Annotated in this window: 23 protein-coding genes; 14 read left to right on the top strand and 9 right to left on the bottom strand. The window is 47.1% G+C overall.

Annotated elements, in window-relative coordinates; translation table 11 throughout:
• Positions 1-162: 162 nt before the first annotated feature.
• Genes MO867_RS02015 through MO867_RS01990 form a run of 6 tightly spaced genes read right to left on the bottom strand, consistent with a single transcriptional unit; the run spans position 163 to position 4,406 of the window.
• Positions 163-1,887: a DEAD/DEAH box helicase gene (locus MO867_RS02015; RefSeq protein WP_252464275.1), complete on the bottom strand. Its 1,725-nt coding sequence runs from the start codon at positions 1,885-1,887 to the stop codon at positions 163-165.
• A gap of 12 nt (positions 1,888-1,899) precedes the next feature.
• Positions 1,900-2,493, bottom strand: coding sequence for a hypothetical protein (locus MO867_RS02010; RefSeq protein ID WP_252464274.1), 594 nt, complete (start codon positions 2,491-2,493; stop codon positions 1,900-1,902).
• Positions 2,493-3,419, bottom strand: coding sequence for an ATP-binding protein (locus MO867_RS02005; RefSeq protein ID WP_252464273.1), 927 nt, complete (start codon positions 3,417-3,419; stop codon positions 2,493-2,495). Before MO867_RS02005 ends, MO867_RS02010 begins: the two co-directional genes overlap by 1 nt.
• Positions 3,419-3,727: a hypothetical protein gene (locus tag MO867_RS02000; RefSeq protein WP_249692628.1), complete on the bottom strand. Its 309-nt coding sequence runs from the start codon at positions 3,725-3,727 to the stop codon at positions 3,419-3,421. Before MO867_RS02000 ends, MO867_RS02005 begins: the two co-directional genes overlap by 1 nt.
• 2 nt (positions 3,728-3,729) lie before the next feature.
• Entirely contained in the window at positions 3,730-4,200 is a 471-nt protein-coding gene (locus MO867_RS01995) for a hypothetical protein (RefSeq protein WP_252464272.1), read from the bottom strand.
• On the bottom strand, positions 4,197-4,406 hold the full coding sequence (locus MO867_RS01990) for a helix-turn-helix transcriptional regulator (RefSeq protein ID WP_252464271.1): 210 nt from the start codon (positions 4,404-4,406) through the stop codon (positions 4,197-4,199). Before MO867_RS01990 ends, MO867_RS01995 begins: the two co-directional genes overlap by 4 nt.
• A 206-nt stretch (positions 4,407-4,612) precedes the next feature.
• Here MO867_RS01990 and MO867_RS01985 point away from each other — a divergent pair, with 206 nt between their 5' ends.
• The gene (locus MO867_RS01985; protein WP_252464270.1) at positions 4,613-5,041 is read left to right on the top strand and encodes a DUF6088 family protein; all 429 of its coding nucleotides are present in this window, start codon (positions 4,613-4,615) and stop codon (positions 5,039-5,041) included.
• On the opposite strand, the gene MO867_RS01980 is transcribed toward MO867_RS01985, so the two are convergent.
• Together MO867_RS01980 and MO867_RS01975 are read right to left on the bottom strand one after the other, a co-directional pair.
• The gene (locus MO867_RS01980) at positions 5,034-5,969 is read right to left on the bottom strand and encodes a hypothetical protein (protein ID WP_252464269.1); all 936 of its coding nucleotides are present in this window, start codon (positions 5,967-5,969) and stop codon (positions 5,034-5,036) included. The two genes, MO867_RS01985 and MO867_RS01980, sit on opposite strands and share 8 nt — an antisense overlap.
• Complete coding sequence (locus MO867_RS01975; RefSeq protein WP_252464268.1) at positions 5,966-7,138, bottom strand: hypothetical protein; 1,173 nt, start codon at positions 7,136-7,138, stop codon at positions 5,966-5,968. The genes MO867_RS01980 and MO867_RS01975 overlap by 4 nt, the downstream gene beginning before the upstream one ends.
• 164 nt (positions 7,139-7,302) lie before the next feature.
• Between MO867_RS01975 and MO867_RS01970 the strand changes: the two genes are divergently transcribed.
• The 9 genes from MO867_RS01970 (at position 7,303) to MO867_RS01930 (ending at position 17,258) form a co-directional block, all read left to right on the top strand.
• Complete coding sequence (locus tag MO867_RS01970; protein WP_252464267.1) at positions 7,303-7,623, top strand: helix-turn-helix domain-containing protein; 321 nt, start codon at positions 7,303-7,305, stop codon at positions 7,621-7,623.
• Positions 7,608-8,540, top strand: a complete 933-nt coding sequence (locus MO867_RS01965) for an ImmA/IrrE family metallo-endopeptidase (protein WP_252464266.1) — start codon at positions 7,608-7,610, stop codon at positions 8,538-8,540. Before MO867_RS01970 ends, MO867_RS01965 begins: the two co-directional genes overlap by 16 nt.
• 5 nt (positions 8,541-8,545) lie before the next feature.
• Positions 8,546-9,220 (top strand): PM1201 family protein, encoded by a 675-nt coding sequence (locus tag MO867_RS01960; protein ID WP_252464265.1) that lies wholly within the window; start codon positions 8,546-8,548, stop codon positions 9,218-9,220.
• A gap of 330 nt (positions 9,221-9,550) precedes the next feature.
• Positions 9,551-10,042 carry a DUF2924 domain-containing protein gene (locus MO867_RS01955; protein ID WP_252464264.1) on the top strand — a complete coding sequence of 164 codons (492 nt, stop codon included), beginning with the start codon at positions 9,551-9,553 and terminating at the stop codon, positions 10,040-10,042.
• Positions 10,042-11,388, top strand: coding sequence for a recombinase family protein (locus tag MO867_RS01950; RefSeq protein WP_252464263.1), 1,347 nt, complete (start codon positions 10,042-10,044; stop codon positions 11,386-11,388). The genes MO867_RS01955 and MO867_RS01950 overlap by 1 nt, the downstream gene beginning before the upstream one ends.
• Entirely contained in the window at positions 11,385-11,831 is a 447-nt protein-coding gene (locus MO867_RS01945; protein ID WP_252464262.1) for a ParB/RepB/Spo0J family partition protein, read from the top strand. The genes MO867_RS01950 and MO867_RS01945 overlap by 4 nt, the downstream gene beginning before the upstream one ends.
• Before the next feature lie 126 nt (positions 11,832-11,957).
• Entirely contained in the window at positions 11,958-12,764 is an 807-nt protein-coding gene (locus MO867_RS01940; protein ID WP_252464261.1) for a type IV toxin-antitoxin system AbiEi family antitoxin, read from the top strand.
• A 12-nt stretch (positions 12,765-12,776) separates the two neighbouring features.
• Positions 12,777-13,712 carry a nucleotidyl transferase AbiEii/AbiGii toxin family protein gene (locus MO867_RS01935; RefSeq protein ID WP_252464260.1) on the top strand — a complete coding sequence of 312 codons (936 nt, stop codon included), beginning with the start codon at positions 12,777-12,779 and terminating at the stop codon, positions 13,710-13,712.
• Between the two features lie 27 nt (positions 13,713-13,739).
• Positions 13,740-17,258: a TM0106 family RecB-like putative nuclease gene (locus MO867_RS01930; protein ID WP_252464259.1), complete on the top strand. Its 3,519-nt coding sequence runs from the start codon at positions 13,740-13,742 to the stop codon at positions 17,256-17,258.
• Here MO867_RS01930 and MO867_RS01925 read toward each other — a convergent pair.
• Positions 17,245-17,460 (bottom strand): helix-turn-helix transcriptional regulator, encoded by a 216-nt coding sequence (locus MO867_RS01925; protein WP_252464258.1) that lies wholly within the window; start codon positions 17,458-17,460, stop codon positions 17,245-17,247. The two genes, MO867_RS01930 and MO867_RS01925, sit on opposite strands and share 14 nt — an antisense overlap.
• Positions 17,461-17,819: 359 nt before the next feature.
• Between MO867_RS01925 and MO867_RS01920 the strand changes: the two genes are divergently transcribed.
• The 4 genes from MO867_RS01920 to MO867_RS01905 form a co-directional block, all read left to right on the top strand.
• Entirely contained in the window at positions 17,820-19,049 is a 1,230-nt protein-coding gene (locus MO867_RS01920; RefSeq protein WP_252464257.1) for a tyrosine-type recombinase/integrase, read from the top strand.
• A gap of 105 nt (positions 19,050-19,154) precedes the next feature.
• Positions 19,155-19,838, top strand: coding sequence for a hypothetical protein (locus MO867_RS01915; RefSeq protein ID WP_252464256.1), 684 nt, complete (start codon positions 19,155-19,157; stop codon positions 19,836-19,838).
• Between the two features lie 365 nt (positions 19,839-20,203).
• The gene (locus tag MO867_RS01910) at positions 20,204-20,572 is read left to right on the top strand and encodes a hypothetical protein (RefSeq protein ID WP_252464255.1); all 369 of its coding nucleotides are present in this window, start codon (positions 20,204-20,206) and stop codon (positions 20,570-20,572) included.
• Positions 20,572-20,802: hypothetical protein (locus MO867_RS01905; RefSeq protein WP_252464254.1), on the top strand; the 231-nt coding region annotated here is incomplete at its 3' end. The genes MO867_RS01910 and MO867_RS01905, both read left to right, overlap by 1 nt.

The raw sequence follows: 20,802 nt of genomic DNA, 5'->3' as shown, positions 1-20,802 counted from the left end.
TCCACCCCCTTGCGATGCAATTGGTAGTGAATGTCCTGACAGGTCTTGGAACAAAAGCGCTTAAAACTCGCGCGCCTATTTTCAGAAGATTGAAAACGATTTGGATCCAGCCAACAGAAACCGCGCGGCGGTTTGTGGCATATATAACATCGGTAATACACATCAAGCGGCCTCCCTTGTCGTTCCCGGCTTCCTGCCTCCCACGACACTAGAGCGTCCTTGCTCGTCGCCTTCAACTTTGTTGAAAATTCGAGATTGGATATCACGCTTATTAAACTGGAACGCCAATAGGCATGATGCTTGGTAGCGAGTTAATCCAAAGTCCTGTCGATAGGCCGGTGGTAAATATCGAAGTTGCTGAGCAGTTGCAGCCTGGTTTAACCATTTACGGGATTTGCTCGCGGCATCTTCCGTTTCATGATCATTCAACCAATCATCAGCTGCTGCCAGGCAAACAGTTCGCTCACCCATGGCCAACAAACGTGCGGGGAGCTTTTTCCCTCCGCCCATGCCAAACCAATGACCGGCTAAGAAGAACACTCCGGCCCACGCTTCAAAGCCTGTTGCCATCAATGCCGCATCATCACCGAACAAATCACACCAACGAAACGAGGAGCGTTTAAGCAGATCAATCTCAGACATCACAAAGTCAGCTAAATCGACTTTGTCATCGGTATCCGTTCGCTCCCAAACATGACCACATAAGGAGCATTCTTTTGCCGCCGCAGGCACCATCGCTCCGCAGTCGGGACACTCTTTCTGAGGTGCCTCACCATGGCCTTCATGTCCATCCAAATTTACATCTTGCTCTAACGAACCGTGAAGCATGGTGCTGGTGCCAAAGTCGAGTACCACGCAATCACTCTTCACCACACCAGGGTGCTCATTGGGATCGATGGTTCTAAGGCCACGCCCAATCATTTGTATCAGAGTTGACTTATAGGAACTTGGCCGGAGTAAAATCACACAGCTGGTCGGCGGGTAATCCCAGCCTTCAGTCAGCACAGCTACATTGACAACAACTTGAGACTCACCGGATTCGAAACGAGACAGTGCCGATTTGCGCGCCTCGCTTGATAGCTCACCATGAATAACCTCGGCATTCACACCAGAAGATGAGAAAGCCTCAGCCACATTTTTGGCGTGATGGATGGTAGAGCAAAAGACCACGGTAGAACGATCATGAGCTTTTTCTTTCCAGTGACGAATTACTGCTTCGGTGATCGGCGCTTTGTTCATAATGGCATCGACTGCCGACATATCGAAATCATCGGCGGTTCGTTTTACCTGTGAGAGTTCACTCTGAGTACCGACATCAACGACGTAAGTTCGGGGTGGAACCAAATGCCCTGATTGAATTAATTCGGCAAGCGTAATTTGGTCACTTACGTTACTAAAAACAGGACGTAATGCTTTGTTGTCACCGCGATTAGGCGTTGCCGTTACGCCAAAAATAGCCACATCAGGATTACTATCTCGAACGCTATCAATAATGCGTCGGTAAGTGGGTGCGGCTGCATGATGTGCTTCGTCGATGACTAACAAATCTAACTTTGGCATAAGCTTCAAGTTTGATTCACGTCCTAATGTTTGCACCATGGCAAAGGTTGCTTGCCCCGCCCATGACTTTTCTTGGGCATCGTAAATCGACGTCGAAATAGCCGGATTGACACGACTGAACTTGGCTGCATTTTGTGAGGTGAGTTCATCTCGATGAGCTAGCACACAGGCTTTTGCATCTCCGTTTTCCAGCCATTGACCGGTAACACCGGATAACATAATGGTTTTACCGGCGCCCGTAGGCGCCACCCCCAATGTATTCTGGTGCTTATTAAGCGCAGCGAGGCTGCGCTCAACAAACAGTTTTTGACGAGGTCGTAATAACATAATTCGACCTCCTTATTGCGCCCAACTGGGACGACCAGTTGGAGCAGTTGAGGTAGATTGGGCCGGAGAAGATTGCTGTACCGAAGCTGATGCTTGTGTCGGTTCACCCGCGATGCCTGCATAAGCTTTATTGTCTGGTGTGATTGCGGTTTTAACGACATTTTTATCATCACCATTTTGGTCCTTATCCATCTCAACTTTGGCAACAAATTCAATACCATCAAGATCGGCAAAACCTTGAATGCGACGTGCTTGTTGTGCCTGAGGTGAGTTGTCCTGAGGATGCAATCCACGCGATGAGTTCAAGATCCCTTTTACAAACGCTCTTCCCATATTTGCCCACTCGGGACCTTTAGGGCTATGCAGACCAATGAGGCTCCACATTTTCCGTTTGGCGTATGGACCATCGAGCACGACAAACTCGCAGTTCAAGTAAACAGAGCCAGTGGTCATGCTTTGGGTTGCATAACCACCAGTCCAACCTTGCGAAGCATCGTCATAACCGCCGGGACGAATCGTCATGCGCACTTTTACCAGCGTGCCTTTTGGGATTACGTCAAAATTGTTTTGGTCTTCAGCCGAGTTAAAATCATTCCAAGTCGTCATTATTGGACTCCTTTATGTTCAGGATGAGCGGTATCTCGTGAGTGCATGGATGCACTGGAGCGAGCTTCAGTATTGGTTTGGGTTTCGATAGGTGCTGGGCGAGCAAAGGTCAGGCGATCTGACGGAGGTGTTACTGGCCCATGAATTTTTTCCATAAGTCGACCTAGGTGTGGCTCCTCGATTACATCAAGTCGCCCACTGCGATCTTTAGCTGGATAGCCATAGGGATTTAGGGTGTGGTTAATAAAGGCACGATATTTCTGGCCATCATCACTTTGAATTTCCGCAAGTGTGATGACCTGATCAACGATGCCTGGCAGCTCTAGAGCCGTTTTTGAACCATCAATCTGTGGTGAATAAACCTTACGATTGAAGTCATCGACTTTTTCGTCGAGGATGCCAACAAACCAGATATTCTTATTGCGGGTGTGCTGTAGATGAGTCAGCCAAGCAATCATCTCTTGCCCATGAAGACCATAAGCACCACGCGTATCAGGTTTACCACTTCGTTCGCTGAACGCCTGAGGTTGCCCCTTGCACCATTGCAAGCAAAGGCGACCTGCAACAGTTATTGAATCGATAAACACAGTGTCGTATTTATCAATGCTACTAACGTCACCGAATTTGGCGCAGACTGCTTCATAGTGCGCTTGACTGTATGGCTGTTCATCCCGTAGCGCAGGATTTGGGCCGCCAATAAACACCGCAAAGTCACGGCATTCCTGCCATGTGCGCGGTCGAATCGCATCTCCAGTCCACCCCTCAACAGCTAGGTCTCCCGCTTCTAAATCGAAGAACAAGGTTTTGTCTGCATAGACCGTCCACAACAAACTGGTTTTTCCGATGCCTGATGGACCAAGAATGCAGCCTTTGATCCCGCGCTTTTCTGCCAATCTCTGATCGGCCGTAATGATTGGAAAGGCCATTACTTCACCTCCCCATGTTCACGCAGAAACTCAAGCGCATAGTCGGCACCTTTGGCGCCATAGCCTCGGGCCATGTCATGCACTCGGCGTAGTGATTCCATTTCCTGAACAATGCGACTGAGCTCTTTATTCAGACCCTGTTGCGCAAAGGCTAAATCATCAACGGTCGCTAGAAGCAACGCCTTAGATTCAGGTTCTCCTTCGTCAGATACATCTGGAATGGAAATAGCATCTGGCAGGCTTTCCAATGAAAAACTGCTCTTGCGCAGAGCCTCTAAAAAATTGGTTTCTTTGGTAAAAATCGTCATGATTATTGCTCCTTTGCAAGGCTGAGACGGAAGGTGGGTTTGCCGGTTTTTAATGTCCGAGCGGGTTCAAAAACGGTTCGAAGGTTTTCAGGCCAAGCGGTGTATTTGCGCTCAGCCACCTTGTAAGTGATGTCCAAGAATTCAGCTGGGTTGTCGCCGCTGGCAGAAATTCGCTGTGCGATTTCAGATAATTGCGATTGGTCCCAGACAGGCTTTTTCGGAAGGTCAGATGACACTCGCACACCCTCGTCATCAAAGTTGACAGTTCCGGTGTCTTTGCCGAGTTGAGCTCTTAACTCACTAACTTTGGGTTCGTATTTCATGGCAATTGCGCCATCGACCCAGTCTTTAAGTTCTTTGGCATTGCGAAGGTAGTTGGCCGCTTCAGCCTGAACACGCATCAATTCAGCAGCAGTCATACCTGCCAACTCACCGATGCTCATAGCTTGGGCTTGTTCTAGGGAAAGACTCATGCGTCACCTCCTGCTACGCGCTCAGAGGTACTCTTGCGAAGACAGTCTTGTTCATAAGCCTCGACGTCTTCGAGGCGGTACATAACGCGACCTTGTAGTTTGAGAAAGACAGGGCCGATGCCTTCAGAGCGCCAGCGCTCCAATGTGGCTTCGCTGACACCCCAGCGGTTGGCTAATTGCCGTTGGTTCATATGATTTACACTCACGTTGCACTCCTAATGGTTATTGCGGAAACGTGAGGTAATGATGTGCTTCGGTGGGTTAGGAGCCGTTTAGGTGCAAATTAGGAGATAGGTTAGGGATACTTATTTCCAATATTTTCTTCAAAAGAGCGCTGCAGTTAATTCTGTCTTTGGATGAATTCAAGATAACCTGGTAAATTCAACGTAACGATTTTTTGAGCGAGATTTTGATGACAACAGGAAAGGCAAAGGAAAGAATTCTTGAAAGGGTTTTGAACTCAGATCACGAAGTTTTCCTGCGCTCAGATTTTTCAGATATTGCCAATTATCAACAAGCCGGTAGAGCACTCAATAGCCTCATGAGTGAGGGGCGCTTAATCAGAATTAGTAAAGGCGTTTATGCAAAGGCGAGAAAGAATAGAATCACAGGGAAGCCAATGCTGTCTGCAGCGGGTGGTTTTATAGCAGTTGCTGAAGAAGCACTGGACCGTTTAGGGATTAAGTGGTCACACACAAAAGCAATGGCAACTTATAAAGACGGCTCTTCGCAAGTGCCCGTTAATTTTGAGGTAGTAATAGAAGGCAAATTTCAACGAACCATTTCTGCAGGCAACTGTAGGTTACGAGTTTCTTCCAACACAAATTCAAACTTTAGGTAACTAACCAGCAGTTACCTTTTTCGTATCCGACAACGTTTTTCCAATTCACCTTACAACCACTAAAAGCCTGAGATAGCGCGCTTGCTTTAGATTCTGCATTTTCCAGTACCGCCGCTGTTCGCAATTTTTCTTGGCCAGACTCCCAGGCTTCAAATAGCTGACGAATAATTCGTTTATGCGTTAGGCCTGTGAATATATATTGCTCGCCATTTACGACCAGCTCCCCTCCATCTTCAGAGCACCATGTTGGGGGACGCTTAGATTGGTGAGAACGACCATATCCCAGTAGCTCCATCAGCAGGTCTTTATCGATAGCTGAAACACATTGCTGGTCAGGCAGCAGCAGATCATGGATTGTTATGCATAATGGCTCACCCGGTATTGGCGGCCCATTTTGAGATATGGCGCTATCAGTCAATATCACAGCTGAGCGACGACGTGCAAATGAGCTGAATGCCAGATTCACTGCAGAGATGGTTTGAGCTATGCCGGCCCTTCTGCAAAACAATACCGCAACACGACTTTTGCCGAGCCAGACATCCCCAAGATCCCATAGAATTCCACTAGCCAATTCTGTTACAGATTGGTGAGACGATATTTCGAGCCAATGCTGAACACACCGTAAAAAATGGTTATTACTAACTTGGTACTTACCAATTGAGGTTGTAGCCACATTCACCCAACCAGCACCCGGAGAGAAATAACGATACCCGGAGCCACTTCGGCAGGGCAACAATTCACAGTCCTGATCATCAATATTGATAGATGTCGCAGAGTTTTGCAGCGGGTGAATCATCCTCGTATTTAACAGTTCTTTAAAATCTGTGGTAATTGATAAGCCTTCAGCGTCCACTTGTTGTTTTGGCGTACTAATAATCTTAAGCAGAAGCGCAAGCGCGCCTCTGCTCAACGTGACTGCGGCGCTCATTCTTGAACCTCTTCGAGTAAACCCCAACGCTTGAGGTACTTCTCTCCAATTAACCGTTCTTTATCAGTTCGGCTCCTTAAATCACAACCGTTTGGCATCGAGATTTTTACAGGCAGAACCTTACCTCGACCATGCCCGTTTTCAGGGTGAAAGCGGATATTGATCTTGGCCTGTACCGGCGCAAACCCGCCTGATGACAAGGGGTTTTGTTCGCCAAAATGTTCTCGTGCGTATGCATGCAAAGCCATATTGCTTTTAGCAGGTACCTCAATTTGCACCCGACCTTCTCCTGCTAAGTCTTTGACCTTCATCAAAACCAATTGGACAGATTCAATGCCATCTTCAAGGTCCCAATCTAATGGCTTATTTTCCATAAGAGGCATCAAATCAAATCGGCGCAATGGAACCTTGTCTGCTGTCACCAACTGCTTAAGCAGATCCTCAGTAAATGCTTTTGCGATGGTATCGCGACGCTCTTGCTTAGAAGCGACCACCTCAATAGTGCCGGTATCGGATGAGTAAGTAATGGCGTGCTCAGAAACTGGGCGACGAATGCGAGAAACGATATCTTCGTCACCTTTAAACTCAAGGTAAGAGTCAGGCAACCCCTCCTGATAGATCATGACCTGCACAACGTTGATGTCGTTACCCTCCTCATCAGGTTGAACACGGTCAAACAGTTCAATCTTCACCTTCTCGCCTAGGCCAAACAACTCCTTAACCTTGTCCTTGAAGATATCAATCGAAACTTGATCACTATGCAGCGGTAGTGATATTTCTACTTGATAACCCGACCATTTCTGGCCATGCCGATATTGATCGGCATAGCGGATATCTTCTGCCTGTCTGAACTTATCGCGATGAGCCTGAAACACCCACAAGCTCCTCTCTGCAGCAGTTTCATGCTTGAGGAGCTCAGAGGAATCAGCAAATGTGCTTAACAGCGCTGCTTGACCCACCTCGTCAGTCATATGCTTGATTCTTTCCAGATCAAGCGTGATTTGAATTTGCACATCGGCAGATTGATGGTCATACAGCTCAATAACCTTGCTGGCCACCTCAGGCTGCTCTTTTGACCAGTCCACCAGATCAAAACCTTCATTGGCAGAAAAGTATGACTTCAATCCCTGAGATGAAGCATGGTTAACGAAGTTACGAACGATGGGCATAGGCACAATTCCTCATATAAGTGATAAACGGCAAACTCCCGGTAGTCAACTACAGAAAGTTCAAGATAGCGATACTTATATAATATGGGTGCTTATATTTCTTTTCAAGTAAAAAAAGTAAGTCTATAATGAACTTTTAGCATCATTCACGAGGAGGCACTGCCGTGGCCAATGTATTAGGGGCCAAGATTAAAGGGCTCCGCAAAGAAAAAGCCCTTACGTTAGAACAACTTGCGGAGAAAATAGGTTCAGGGAAAAGCTATATCTGGGAGATTGAAAATAAAGGTGTAAAACGCCCATCTGCCGAAAAATTAGCCGCTATAGCTAAAGCACTGGATGTTACAACTGACTATCTGATTGACGACACACAAACAGAAGTCTCTGACGATCTAGAGAAAGAAGTGTTTTACCGGAAACTGGGGCAACTAGACAAAGGGGACCAAGATCGAATAATGGATATGATAGACGCATGGAGCAAGAAGTAGTGCCAGAGAAGAAATTCCCCCACAAGGAAGCCAACCGAATTACAAAGTTTTTGGACCTTGGTTTCAATGGCAGCGACCGTTTTCCAGTCGATGTAAAGAAAGTCGCTCTGGAACTAACACCAGAGTTTAATAAAGACCCAATCACTGCCGTTGATGGTAATAGTATCGGTAAGTCTGTAGATGGGATGCTGGTAAAGCATCCCACAAAAGAAGAATGGGCCATATTTTACAATACTGACGTAGTTCATCCAGGAAGAACCAACTTCACCATGGCTCATGAACTGGGTCACTACATGGTTCACCGGCAAGCATTGAACAAAACCAAGTTCGAATGTGGCGAAGAAGACATGCTAGACGAAAACCAACAAGGTATTGATATCGAAGCAGAAGCTAATGCCTTCGCCGCCAACTTACTGATGCCTAACCACGACTTCCGCGCACAAGCCGACGGTCAAAAATTTAGTATCGACCTAATACAGCACTGTGCTAATCGCTACGGCGTATCGTTAACTGCGGCAGTGCTAAAGTGGCTCGATTTCACAAAGAAACGCGCCATCGGCCTACTGTCTGAAGAAGGCTTTATGCATTGGTCAAAATCGAGCAACAGCGCTTTTCGTTCAGGCCGTTACTTCGCCACAAAGAAAAACTGTGTTGAAATCCCAGAATTATCGTTAGCGGCGGAAGAGCAGTATTCAGCAGAAGCTAGAAATGGCGTCAGGCATGGGCCAGATATTTGGTTTCCCGGCGAAGAAGTTGTCGAACATAGCATTTACTCTGAGGAGTACCGTAAGACCCTAACCATCCTTGTTCTAGATGATGCAGGCGGATACAGCGACCCAGGTGATTGCAGTGAAGATGATGAGCTGCTTACTGATTCGTACACTAACTTTATTAACAATGGACAGAATCCCTACTAACAATTATGCGAGACTCCTACGAACGCTTTTTCTCACAAGGCTATATTTCGAAAGACCAGTTTTTCGAATTCGGCCTAAGTGAAACCATTTACGCCCCTTTGGATAAAGCCGAAGTGGCTTGGCAAGAGTTGAAGCATAGAATTCAAAACAACCAGCAAGTATTTATTCGCGGCTTTGGACGAAATTCAAACGGCACACATTTATTTCAAGCATTCTATGCTGATGTCGTTTCGAATAACCAAGTTACCGTTGATCCAACCAATAATGCTCAACCAACAAAATTGATCCGGGACTTAACGGGATACTCAAAGACAAAAAGCAGTAAACATGAGCCAATCCAGAACTATCAAATCTCGCATATTTTTGGCAGAACCAAAAACGTATTCGCCTTTACCGCCCCTTGGAATATCGTATACATGCCTAAAATGCTGGATCCTTTTACCGGTCATGAAGCAAAAGGACCAATGATTGATGAATATAAAGATCGCTTTCAAAGGCAGAGTTTCAATCATTTTGAATCGCTTATAACCGATTACAATGAGTTGATTACATCACCTAAGCTGGTTGATGCAATTCATGTATACCTCGACAAAATTGAACAGGATAAAACCCTCAACTATAAAGATGTCATCAAGTTAAGGTCTTCCGTTCTGGAAGAATTAACACCCATTATTCTTTGAGCCTTTAGTAACACCCCAATCACTTACGCATAAGCCCTCAAATACCTGATGGCCATTTCGCCACTCTAAACACAGAATGTTCAACAGTATTTTGAACATTAAGAGTGGTAAGCAAATGCAACAAACAAACCCATTATCTCCGCACAGAATGACCCCCGAGCAACGCGTTCATGAGGTCGCTAACATCATCGCTCAAGGCATAATCAGGCTTAGAGCCCCCCATTCAAATAAGGCACAATTATTGGACTCAGATAGCAATGTTTCACTTGCTATGTCTGCCTACCGAAGCGTTCATGGTGAAACTGAGAACGCCAACACTTCGGAGGAAAAATGAGCTCAAACATCATATTCGAACCATCAACGTCAGCAGTTGCGCAAATAGCCCAACTATCAGATATGACCATGGACGAAATTAAATCATTGTGGCGACAACTTTACCGCAAAGAACCACCAACCCATATTCGATCCTTCCTAGAGAAGCGCTTGGCTTTTCGATTGCAAGAAGTCGAATTTAGGCGCGCACATCAAAACTTTGCCGACAAAAACGACCGGCGTATTAATGCCATCGTAAATACAGGCAAAAAGCCTCTGCGAGATCGATACCCAAAACCTATACCTGGAACTGTTCTAAGCCGCATCTACCAAGAAAAGGAACACAAGGTTACTGTCACCCACGACGAACAGTTTGAATTTGAAGGCCGGATTTATAAAAGTCTTTCGGTTGTCGCCAGAGAAATTACTGGCACCCGCTGGTCTGGACCATTGTTCTTTGGCTTGAGAAAAGAAAACCATGAGAAGAAGACAAAGCGGGGTAAAAAATAATGTCAGAACAAATCAAAAAAAGACTTCGCTGTGCTGTCTATACACGAAAGTCCACCGAAGAGGGACTCGATCAAGATTACAACTCAATCGATGCACAACGCGATGCTGGCCATGCTTACATAGCCAGTCAACGAGCTGAGGGTTGGATTCCCGTTGAGGATGATTATGACGATCCTGCATTTTCAGGCGGCAACATGGATCGACCTGCGATGAAGCGATTACTTAAAGATATTCAGGATGACAAAGTCGATGTCGTGGTGGTTTACAAAATTGATCGATTGACGCGAAGCCTGACTGACTTCTCCAAAATGATTGAAGTGTTCGAACAACATAACACTTCGTTTGTGTCCGTCACTCAGCAATTTAATACCACTAACTCAATGGGTCGGCTGATGTTAAACATTCTCCTCTCATTCGCACAATTTGAAAGAGAGGTAACGGGTGAACGTATTCGAGACAAGATTACCGCCAGCAAGAAAAAAGGCATGTGGATGGGCGGCATCCCACCGCTGGGGTATGACGTAAAAGATCGACATCTGGTCATTAATCCAAAAGAATCGAAATTAATTCAACAGGTGTTTAAACGGTTTACAGAGATCGGCTCAACAACACTATTGTACAAAGAGCTAAGACTAGAAGGCGCAACCAGCAAATCATGGACAACTCAAGACGGGCGCTTCCGTCCTGGCAAACCAATTGACAGAGGTCTTATCTATAAACTACTGCACAATCGCACTTACCTCGGTGAACTCAGGCACAAAGACCAATGGTACCAAGGCAAGCACGACGCCATAATTGATCAAAAACTTTGGGACGATGTTCACTCCATACTCGCAGTGAATGGCCATAAGCGCGGCAATTATACTCGCGCTAAAATACCATTCCTTCTGAAAGGCATGGTATTCGCCGAAGATGGCCGAGCGCTGACAACTTGGAGTTCAACTAAGAAAAAGAGTGGCCGACGTTATCGCTACTACATTAGCACTCGCGATACTAAGGAATATTCAGGCGCATCAGGTTTACCTAGAATCCCTGCAGCCGAGCTAGAATCAGCTGTAGTTGAACAAATAAGAGGTATTCTCAAAGCACCGCCCGTTACTCAAAAGGTTGCATCTATCGTACAGGAGAAAAACTACGATATTGATGAAGCCCAAGTTACCGTTGCGCTTAACAAGATCGATAACGTTTGGGAGCAATTATTCCCTGATGAGCAATCTCGCATCATTAAGTTGATGGTCGAAAAAATCATCGTCAAGCCAGACAACATTGATATTCGCCTTTGGGAAAATGGTATAGAACGACTTGCCTTAGAAATTACTGACTCAGCCAAACAGGAGGTCGCATGAGTAAAGGTAGCGGCTTTAAAATTGAAATGAGTCAGTCAGGTGACTCAAGCGTTGTTGAAGCCAGTAATGGCCAACTCAGTATTTCGGTGCCTATCAACTTAAAGCGCCGAAGCGGCCGACAACTTATCACTCTACCTGATGGTTCCCCCCATGAGTCCAGGCCATGGGATACTGATCCAACACCACTGCAGCTAGCCCTGGCACGCGGCCATTGCTGGCTCGCTATGCTAGAAACCGGCCAAGCTAAATCCCTAAGGGAAATTGCAGAGAAAGAAGGAGTCGACAACAGCTACGTCAGCCGAATGGTTAACCTAACTACACTGGCGCCAGATATCGTCGAGGCCATTCTTGACGACCAATTGCCACCGACCGTGACCTTGTTTGATCTTGCGGTAGATCCGCCTAGATTGTGGAGCCAGCAAAGGCAAAAACTGCCAGTTTAGCTGAAATCATCCAAAAACGGTCGACCTGGTTTAAAATACTAAGCATAGTTAAACCAAGGGTTTAACTATTGCATATTTATCAAACTGGTTTAATATGTATATTAAAGTTAAACCTTAGGTGTAACTATGTCATCAAAATTAAACTGGCTGATACAACATACTGCTCCTGGCAATGTGATAGTGCAATCATGGCTCACTAAGCATGAAGTAAGCCCGCAGTTAGCACAAAAGTACGTCAAAAACGGCTGGCTCACTAAATTGAGTTCGGGCGTTTATGTTCGACCGGGAAAATCTCCTTCATGGCATAACGCACTCGACTGCTTGGAAAAGCAGCTTAATGTTCCTGTTCATATAGCTGGACTTACGAGCTTAACGTACCAGGGAAAGTCTCATTATCTTCAACTGCATGAAAAAAACATATGGCTCGAAGCTCCCCCCAAAACGCCGCTTCCTCGATGGTTTAAAGCATTTCCTGAAAACTCATTTCATAAATCAATAGAGTCTCAAGAAAGTGCTCCCAATTGGCTCTTTGTAACAAGCAACAAGCTTCTTCAGGACGATCCTTCAGATCTAATAGAGATCAAGATAAACGACACTCTGCTTAAAGCAAGTCGAGCAGAACTTGCGGCCTTTGAGCTCCTGAATTCTGTGCCTTTAAAAATATCATTTGAGCACGCGGCTGAAGTTTTCCAAGGACTAACTACTTTAAGCCCTAGAAAAGTGCAGTCGATACTCAACCGAAGTAAGGCGATAAAAACAAATAGGCTTTTTCTTTTTCTTGCAAACTATTATGAACACCCTTGGATATCTCGTATCGACGAAACACAAATAAAATTAGGGGCTGGGAAACGACAAGTTGTCGCTGGGGGCACCTTAGATCACAGATACCAAATAACTGTTCCTGATTCATTTTTAACGAAGCTTAAACATTAAAGAGGCCACAACATGGACAAAAACTCACCCTACTATAAACAGGTGGCGCTCCTCATAAACTGCTTACCCTATGTCGCCAAAGAAAACTGCTTTGCATTAAAAGGCGGAACAGCAATAAATCTTTTTGTTAATAACTTCCCTCGGTTGTCAGTAGACATTGACTTAGCATACTTGCCTTTAGAGCCAAGAGAGGAAGCGCTGAAAAATGTCAGAGCATCACTGGCCAATATAAGAGACAACTTAAATCAAACCAAAAATTTCAACGCGACCTTACAAGATAATAAGCCTGATGAAATGCGAATTATTGTTGAGTCTGCAGGCATGACAAAAGATTCTGCGCAAATAAAAATTGAAGTTTCACCTGTTGCAAGGGGCACTTTACATGATGCAACGCCCTGCGATGTGGTTGAGTCAGTAGAGGATGAGTTTGGATTTGTAACTATCAATACTGTTTCAATTCCTGACCTGTATGGTGGGAAACTTTGTGCAGCAATGGATCGTCAACATCCAAGAGACTTATTTGATGTAAAAGAATTGCTCGAAACCAGAGGTATCGACCGAAGCATATTCATCGGATTCTTGGGGTATCTGTTATCGCATAACCGACCAATTTCTGAGGTAATGAACCCCAGGTGGAAAGACATTAGTGATGTATATAAGAAAGAGTTCGATGGCATGACGTTCAAGCCAATATCGCTAGAAGAACTTCAAACAGTCCCAAGCCTAATGCTTCAATCACTAAAGGCTCAGTTTACTCAGTCAGATTTTGACTTTTTATACTCTTTTAAGTCGGGAGAGCCTGACTGGGCCCTGTCGCCTCATAGCCAAATACAAAACTTACCGGCAGTTCAATGGAAACTGCTAAACATAAAAAAAATGCCAAAAGACAAACACAGATCAGCATTAGAAACCCTGAGTAACACAATGCTTGGCTGGCTTGAGCATTAGGTATGAATAATAAAGGCATTAACCATCATGTATAAACAACACGGACAGTTTCATTTCTCCCCCTCAGACCTGACCCGGTACATGGAGAGCCCATTTGCCTCATGGATGGACAGGTTTTCCATTGAGCATCCTGATCAGGCGCCAGAAAAAGACCCAGCCGATGCTTTGATGAGTTCCCTCGCGCAAAAGGGCTATGAGCATGAAGATGCGTTGGAGGCTGCCTTTATTGAGCAAGGCCTCAAAGTAGTTAAAATCGAAGGTGAATCGTCAGATGAAAAGCGCGCCAATACACTTGCAGCGATGCGCCAAGGTGTTGATGTCATCGTACAAGCTCGATTAGAGCTACCGCCTTTTGGTGGCTATGCAGACTTTCTTGTTAAGGTAACGCATGAAGCAGAGTCTAGCTCTCCTTGTAAAAATAAGAGCAGTCTCGGTGATTGGCATTACGAAGTATGGGACACCAAACTCGCCAACAAGTTAAAACCGACCTTTGTCATCCAGCTGTGTTGTTATGCACAAATGCTCGAAGCCATACAGGGGTGCCTGCCAGAGTTTATAACGGTAGCTTTGGGCAACGGCGAAAATGAGCGGCTTAAAACGCGTGACTACTTTTATTATTACCAAACGCTGAAATCATCATTCTTAAACGATCACAGTAACTACTCGCCAGACAATCGACCAGACCCTGCCGATTCTAAAAATTGGGCCGATTGGAGCAATTACGCTGAATCTCTAATGGTTGGAAAAGACCACTTATTTCAGGTGGCGACTATCACCAAAGGCCAAATCAAAAAGTTGAATCAAGCTGGCATCAACACGATGCAAGATCTAGCGGCGACCGACATCGAATATGTGCCAGGCCTAAACACAATAGTTCTTGAGAAACTGAAAGCTCAGGCAAAAATCCAAAAGCAAAGTGCAGGCAATGCCATTCCGCGATTCGAAATCATTACGCCTGCGCCCAATGAAAAATCAGGTTTAGCATTACTCCCGCCGCACTCACCGCTTGATGTGTTCTTCGATATAGAAGGCTATCCACTTGATGAAGGCGGCTTGGAGTACCTTTGGGGCAACACGTATTTTGATGAAGAAGGAAATCGACAATTTAAAGACTTCTGGGCTCACAATCCGGAACAGGAAAAACAGTGCTTCCAAGATTTTATTCAATGGGTATACCAGCGTTGGCAGCAAGACCCAAAGATGCATATATACCATTACGCCAATTATGAAATCGCAGCCTGCCGAAAATTGATGGGCCGTTATGGCGTGTGCGAATACGAAGTAGACCAGTTGCTTCGCAATGAGGTTTTCGTCGACCTCTACAAAATCGTTAAAGGCGGCGTCTTTCTGGGAGAGCCTCGGTATTCAATCAAGAATGTAGAACACCTTTATCGCGGAAAGCGTGAGACTGAAGTTGGCAATGGCGGTGACTCGGTTGTGGTCTATGAGCAATGGCGAGAACTACACTCACGAGGTGAACAAGGCGACACCTGGGAAACCTCAAAGATCCTCAACGATATTAGGGATTACAACATTGATGATTGTGACTCAACCCAGGAACTGGTCGATTGGTTGCGACAACAGCAAGCCGAGCATGGCATCGTTTATTTAGGTAAAACCGAAGTCACCGAACCCGATGTCAAAGAGGAAGTAACAGAACGAACGCAGCTGCGTGATCGTCTGCTTGAGCGAGTCTTATCAGAGCTTGAGTCGGACCCAAGAAAAGCGGCATTAACTGAAAACCTTGCATGGGTGCTCGAGTTTCATCGACGAGAAGCAAAACCCATATTCTGGCGTTTATTCGAAAGACTTGGCTTAAGTCACATTGAATTGATGGACGACCTAGATTGTTTGGCATGCTGTGAAAGAACAGAGCGTGAACCATTTAAGCCTACGCCACGAGCGCGTAATCTGGCTTATGAATATCGATTTGATCCCACACAGGAATTTAAAGGCGCGCAAAAACAATTCTATTTATTGGGTGTCGAAACGGATGACGGAAATACCGCAAAAGTTACCTTTGTTAGAGAGGAAAGCGATCTTGAAAATGGTCTGGTAGTCCTGCAATCGAAAGAAGAACCACCAGCGGTCGTATCGTTAGTGCCAGACGAATACGTCAATCCAAATCCAATTCCACAGGCCATCGACCAGAGCGTTAGCGAATATGAAAGTGGTCACCTAAGTTCAGGCCAATCTGCCATCATTGACTTTCTAACGCGCTCAAAACCCCGCATAAAGGGTCACGCCGAAGGGCCTATCGCACCCAGTCACGATCCGGGTGAACGACTCCAGCAAATCATTCATGCGATCAGCAACCTAGATTGCAGTTACCTAACGATCCAAGGGCCTCCTGGTGCTGGTAAGTCCTATACCGGTAAGCATGTTATCGCGGAGCTTATGAAGTCCGGTGCAAAAGTGGGAATTGCCAGTAATAGCCACAAGGCGATAAACAACCTGTTATTGAGTACTGCAAAATACTGCAAAGAAGAAGGTATCTCAGCAACCTTCGGCTGTACAAAAGACAATGAGCCTGAGCTTGCAGACTATGACGTTGCCATCCTAAAGAACAACGAGCTGGTTAATCATATCCAACCGGCTTGCGTGGTGGGTACAACAGCGTGGGGATTCGCTCGAGAAGATTTGGCGAACGAACTCGACTACCTGTTTGTCGATGAAGCAGGTCAGGTTGCCGTTGCAAACCTGATCGCCATGAGCCGCAGCGCAACCAACCTTATCTTGATGGGTGACCAAATGCAGTTAGGTCAGCCCTCACAAGGCACACACCCGGCCGACAGCGGCCTTTCTGTGCTGGACTACCTTTTACACGAAACACCGACCATTCCAGACGACATGGGCGTATTTTTGGGTACAACTTATCGAATGCACTCTAAGGTCAACCAGTTCATCAGTGAGCATATTTACGAAGGAAAACTGGAATCACACCCATCCAATGATGATCGAATAATCGAAGTGCCTGCAGACTATGAAGGACCGCTTAACATAGAAGCCGGAGTTTTATTCGTTCCGGTGGAGCATGAAGGCAATACACAAGCCTCTGATGAGGAAGTAGCTGTCATCCGGGAACTGGCCAATAGCTTGATTGGAAGGACGTTTTTCACAGGTAAAGAGCATACTGGAAAGTCATCCCCGGACGCCGCTCCTGCGGATCCATCCGCTCGCGGCATTAGTGCATCCATGCACGTCACTAGACCCATCGACTGGAACGACATCTTATTTGTCGCCCCGTACAACCATCAAGTCAGTAAACTTCGCGCTGCGCTAGGCGAGCAAGCCAAAGTGGGCAGTGTCGACAAGTTCCAAGGCCAAGAGGCCCCAATTGTGTTCTTGAGTATGTGTGCCAGCGACGCCAGTGAATCACCCCGAGGACTGGACTTCCTCTTCGATAAGCACCGCATTAACGTAGCTATATCGAGAGCACAATCACTGGCAGTAGTCGTAGGCAATCCCAATATCGGCAAAACACCGGTGAGCCGGGTTGACCAGCTCAAGCTGGTAAACCTGTTTAATGCAGTCACGAAGAGCTAATGCTTTCTTTGACAGTCTCAGAAGTCGACTGCCTCAAGCAGTTGGCTTCATAGGCCTCAATATCTTTCTCCCGATACATAACTCGCCCCTGTAGTTTCAAATACCTCGGGCCAATCCCTTCGGAACGCCACCGCTCTAAAGTCGCTTCACTCACGCCCCAGCGATTCGCCAGCTGCCTCTGATTCATGTGTATTACCGTCATAAAAACTCCTGTGTTGGACTATTTGGTAACCACCATGAACGCTCAAAACTACGGATCAAATCAAGCTAATTAGGGCTGGTTAGGGGCATAAATATCGATAGCTAATCGCAGGTATTTAATGGACTTGTTCGGTTGCGAGTTAGGGAACTGAACCCGCGTCCCGTCCCACCACCAAATCGCTGTCTCAGACAGCCCACAAAAGCCCCGCAAACCTAGAGTTTCCGGGGTTTTTGCTTATCTGGACCATCCCAGTTAATCTAAGCTAACCCGTCCAAATCTAGCCTCAAGTGGACGGGTTATTGGACGGGTTGATAGTAGTGCCACCGTCCAACCCGTCCAAATTCCATGGAAGGTGAGCTATGCCGCTGTCTGACACCAAGGTCCGCGCCCTCAAGCCCCGCGAGAAGAAGTACATTGAGTCCGATGAGAAAGGGCTGGCAATCGAAGTGACCCCGACCGGGGCCAAGCGTTGGGTATTCCGTTTCCGCCTGCATGGCAAACGCCCAGAAATGGCAATTGGGCTCTACCCCGATGTAAGCCTAAAGCGAGCCCGCGAACTCCGTGATGAAGCCCGTCAGCTTGTTGCCGAAGGTGTCGACCCCCGCGATATAAAACGCGCCCGCAAAGAGTCCGCCCTGGAAGCCAATCACAACAGCTTCGCCGCCGTTAGTGATGAGTGGTTCACCGCCAAGATGGCGCATCTATCCAGCTCATCAAAGGACCGCGCCACCCTCGCTTTAGAGCGTGACCTAAAACCCTATCTGGGTAAGCGCCCTATTTCCGAGATAAGTCCGCCGGAAGTGCTGCGGTGCCTGCGCCGTATTGAGAGCCGGGGAACCCTGGAAACTGCCCACCGGGTAAAGCGAGTAGCTAGCCAAGTTTTCCGCTTTGCCGTGGCCACCGGAAGGGCTGACCGCGACCCCACCACAGACCTGAGCGGCGCACTCACCCCCACCAAGAAGAAACATCTGGCAGCTATTACTGACCCCACTGAAGTTGGGCGCCTGCTAACCGCCATGGAGGAATACCAAGGCACCCCAGTAGTGAGAGCGGCCCTCAAGCTATCCCCTCTCCTATTCTGCCGCCCTGGAGAACTGCGCAAACTGGAGTGGGCCGAAATTAACTGGGAGGCTAGGCGAATAGAGCTGCCTAGCGAAAAAATGAAAATGGGCCAGCCGCACATTATCCCTCTTGCAGAACAGCCGCTGGCACTACTGCGGGAGCTGGAGCCCCTCACCGGCCGTGGCAAATATGTTTTCCCCTCAGCCCGAGGCCAGAGCCGCCCGCTGTCTGATAACGGCGTGAGAACTGCGCTCAGGTCGCTTGGCTATGACAATGAAACCATGACCGCCCACGGCTTCCGTGCCATGGCCCGGACCTTATTGGATGAGGTTCTAGGTTTTCGTGTGGATTACATAGAACACCAGCTAGCCCATGAAGTGAAAGACACACTGGGACGCGCTTACAACCGTACAAAACACCTAGAGCAGCGAGCTGCAATGATGCAGAAGTGGGCAGATTACCTCGACAGCCTCAAGGTTAGCGAAAAAGTAGGGAATGTCATCGCAGCGAACTTCAACAATCGATAACGGACAATCGAATTTCAGCGCCTAGGGTAGCTCCCGAAAAGCCGCAACCCTTAGCGGCCTGGCGCTGAATCTAATCAGGGGTTTCTCTTTAAAGGGAGAGAGAAAGTGACACTAGAGAAGTTAACTCAAGCTAATAACCCGGAATTCCTATGGACGGGGTTAGAACAGTATTTAAAAACATCTTTCTGGCATAAAAGCCAAGTTCCGTTCCTATTAGTAGGGTTATGCCCAAAATACAGTGATATGAATTACATTTTTCTACCTGGTCGTACGGCCGTATTCCCAAGTGGCCGAAGGTACTCACCAGAAGAGTTAGACCCCGATAGATGGAGCTTTGAAACTGAACCAGACCCAGAATATAAAGAAGTTGAGGATGCCTTTGAGCGAGCCAATAGCCTATGGAAGAGCCAAGAATTGCCTCTAAATATGGGCGGAGATTATTACCTAATCCAAGATTGTCTCAAGTGGGCAAAGACGCATGACTTCGATGTCCCTTGGCTTAACTGGGCAATAGCTAGTAAGCATTTATCAGAAGATTTATCCCCTACTCCTCCGAGCTGTGACCATCCAGCAAAAGACCCCTCCCATCCAGATTATGCGCCGGAACTACATGCAGCATTAGAAGTGTGGGAGTCACTATATCTTAGAGGGGAGAAACCGGAACACCTTGAGCACAGCCCATCTTCTGGGTACTGGCTTAATAAAAATAGGCAAGAAATGGGAGCATCGCAGAAAACACGTATTACCCGTGTATCCAACCCCGGAAAAAACAAAAACTCTGGTAAGTAAACCGCCGGTTTTATGGGGTGACACCATGGGGGTGACACCCCAGTTTTAGGTGGCACCTCTGGACTGACACCCACCCCTCCTACATATCTTACGTATCAGCCTCAACAAACCCACAGGAGAGCTGATACGTGCAGACCAACCTATCCAACCAACAATCAATAAATCCTTCCGCCATGTACAGGGCTCGAGATTGCGCCCGGTTTTATTCCATTGGTTTATCCACCTGGTGGAATTGGACTAAAACAGGCAAAGCCAAGCGAGGGACAAAGTTAGGACCAAAGACCACAGTATGGGAAGGGACCTACCTGCTTGAGCTTAAGCAAAAGCTAATCACTGAAGCCGAAAGCTGCTAAAGGGGGATGACTATGGAAATAATCAAAACCGCCCCGGCACAGAGCGGTCCCGATACACAAGATAAGCCAAGCAATATTAACAACAACACCCAAGCCGCAAAACACTCAACCAGAAAGATTAGGCGCGCCCTATCACCCCGCCAGGCGAGAGCGCTGGAAACTTTGCTGGCTGGTCCATGCAGCCGGGAAAAGCTCGACAGAGTGACAGGGGCCAGCAACGGCCCTAACGTAATCATGCAGCTCAGAAAGCGGGGAATAAGCATTCAATGCCGGATGGAGGGGCATATAGACCGCGATGGCATTGCAGGGCAGCACGGCGTTTACTGGCTGCCTGATAGCGAGCGTCAGCGTATTGGCTCCCTTAAGCTGCTGGGGGGCTAATGGCTGAATCTGCTAGAGAGCTTTTGCAACGGCTTCTAGCGCGTGGTGATGGTATAGCGGTCGATGGTGGCCGCCTTACCCTAACCCCTGCCAGTGGCCACCCTGTGCCTGCTGAGTGGCTTTCCGAGCATGAGTGGCCCCTTATCACCGAAGCAGCCCGTTTAGCTGGTGTGGAGCCCCTGGAGTATATTGGCCATTCAGTGGGAAATTACGGCCCCCGCAAAAATGGG

It is taken from the genome of Microbulbifer okhotskensis (assembly GCF_023895975.1).
Classification (GTDB): Bacteria; Pseudomonadota; Gammaproteobacteria; order Pseudomonadales; family Cellvibrionaceae; genus Microbulbifer; species Microbulbifer okhotskensis.
This window is presented reverse-complemented; position numbering and strand designations above follow the sequence as displayed.

Excerpts from the sequence above, each read along its gene's own strand:
- MO867_RS01925 (WP_252464258.1), bottom strand. The coding sequence starts at position 17,460 with ATGACGGTAATACACATGAATCAGAGGCAGCTGGCGAATCGCTGGGGC.
- MO867_RS01945 (WP_252464262.1), top strand. The coding sequence starts at position 11,385 with ATGAGTAAAGGTAGCGGCTTTAAAATTGAAATGAGTCAGTCAGGTGAC.
- MO867_RS01995 (WP_252464272.1), bottom strand. The coding sequence starts at position 4,200 with ATGAGTCTTTCCCTAGAACAAGCCCAAGCTATGAGCATCGGTGAGTTG.
- MO867_RS01985 (WP_252464270.1), top strand. The coding sequence starts at position 4,613 with ATGACAACAGGAAAGGCAAAGGAAAGAATTCTTGAAAGGGTTTTGAAC.
- MO867_RS01955 (WP_252464264.1), top strand. The coding sequence starts at position 9,551 with ATGAGCTCAAACATCATATTCGAACCATCAACGTCAGCAGTTGCGCAA.
- MO867_RS02000 (WP_249692628.1), bottom strand. The coding sequence starts at position 3,727 with ATGACGATTTTTACCAAAGAAACCAATTTTTTAGAGGCTCTGCGCAAG.
- MO867_RS02005 (WP_252464273.1), bottom strand. The coding sequence starts at position 3,419 with ATGGCCTTTCCAATCATTACGGCCGATCAGAGATTGGCAGAAAAGCGC.
- MO867_RS02015 (WP_252464275.1), bottom strand. The coding sequence starts at position 1,887 with ATGTTATTACGACCTCGTCAAAAACTGTTTGTTGAGCGCAGCCTCGCT.
- MO867_RS01930 (WP_252464259.1), top strand. The coding sequence starts at position 13,740 with ATGTATAAACAACACGGACAGTTTCATTTCTCCCCCTCAGACCTGACC.
- MO867_RS01975 (WP_252464268.1), bottom strand. The coding sequence starts at position 7,138 with ATGCCCATCGTTCGTAACTTCGTTAACCATGCTTCATCTCAGGGATTG.
- MO867_RS01940 (WP_252464261.1), top strand. The coding sequence starts at position 11,958 with ATGTCATCAAAATTAAACTGGCTGATACAACATACTGCTCCTGGCAAT.
- MO867_RS01960 (WP_252464265.1), top strand. The coding sequence starts at position 8,546 with ATGCGAGACTCCTACGAACGCTTTTTCTCACAAGGCTATATTTCGAAA.
- MO867_RS01920 (WP_252464257.1), top strand. The coding sequence starts at position 17,820 with ATGCCGCTGTCTGACACCAAGGTCCGCGCCCTCAAGCCCCGCGAGAAG.
- MO867_RS01950 (WP_252464263.1), top strand. The coding sequence starts at position 10,042 with ATGTCAGAACAAATCAAAAAAAGACTTCGCTGTGCTGTCTATACACGA.
- MO867_RS01935 (WP_252464260.1), top strand. The coding sequence starts at position 12,777 with ATGGACAAAAACTCACCCTACTATAAACAGGTGGCGCTCCTCATAAAC.
- MO867_RS01910 (WP_252464255.1), top strand. The coding sequence starts at position 20,204 with ATGGAAATAATCAAAACCGCCCCGGCACAGAGCGGTCCCGATACACAA.
- MO867_RS02010 (WP_252464274.1), bottom strand. The coding sequence starts at position 2,493 with ATGACGACTTGGAATGATTTTAACTCGGCTGAAGACCAAAACAATTTT.
- MO867_RS01980 (WP_252464269.1), bottom strand. The coding sequence starts at position 5,969 with ATGAGCGCCGCAGTCACGTTGAGCAGAGGCGCGCTTGCGCTTCTGCTT.
- MO867_RS01965 (WP_252464266.1), top strand. The coding sequence starts at position 7,608 with ATGGAGCAAGAAGTAGTGCCAGAGAAGAAATTCCCCCACAAGGAAGCC.